Annotated in this window: 2 protein-coding genes; both read right to left on the bottom strand. The window is 60.6% G+C overall.

What is annotated here, in order from left to right:
• Positions 1-266 (bottom strand): hypothetical protein (locus HQL63_05940; GenBank protein MBF0176374.1); only part of this gene is annotated, 266 nt, incomplete at its 3' end.
• A 48-nt stretch (positions 267-314) separates the two neighbouring features.
• Positions 315-764: sel1 repeat family protein (locus tag HQL63_05935; GenBank protein ID MBF0176373.1), on the bottom strand; the 450-nt coding region annotated here is incomplete at its 5' end.

Genomic DNA, 764 nt, shown 5'->3' with positions numbered 1-764 from the left:
CCCTGTTTGGCTGCCTTGCGCAGCCAATCCAATCCGTTGGAAAGATCGGGAAGGGGTTTGACATCTGTTATAGGATACCTGCCCATGGCCACCTGGGCCTTGGGGTCACCGGACTCGGCACGCTGTCTGGCCTCTGCAAAAAGGATTTTTTCCCCCCCGACTTTCAAAAATTCGGGGTGTTCATCCGCTGCGGCAAAGCCACCGGCGGGCAGCAACCAAAGGAAAAAAACCATCACCTGGGCCAGAAACATCCAGTCGTGACGCATGGGGCCGTGCTCCTTCAGGTTCACTCTTTCAGGTTAGGGAACAAGTCATCAATAACGGGATGTTCCCTGGCGTGCCAACTGCAAATCCACCAGCAAACGGGGCCAGAACCCCTCCGGCAAGCCAGGCAGATCGGGTGTGGGAAAGAAAGAGAGTTCCTCCGGAATGGTCGGCGGGGCCAGGGATGCGGGCAGGGCGCTCACATAGGCGGCCATCTCCGTCTGGTCGTCCAGGCTCTCGGGTGTGCTGTCGATGAGGGCCAGAAGGTGACCGGCGCGTTCCACACCCTGTTGTTGGGCCGCATGCAGCCAGCGGCGCGCCAGGTCGAGGTTTTGTGGTGTCCCCAATCCTTTGGCATGCAGGATACCCAGCAAAAAAGCGGCTGGCGGGGAGCCCTTTTCGCCGGCCTTTTGCCACCACCTGACCGCCTCGGCAGGGTTCATCCATGACTCCCTGGCCCCTCCCGCCAACCCGGCGGCAAGCAAGCCCAACCGCAACAT

This window comes from Magnetococcales bacterium (assembly GCA_015231175.1).
Classification (GTDB): Bacteria; Pseudomonadota; Magnetococcia; order Magnetococcales; family DC0425bin3; genus HA3dbin3.
Note: the sequence above shows the minus strand (reverse complement) of the source record. Positions and strands in the feature narration are given on the sequence as shown.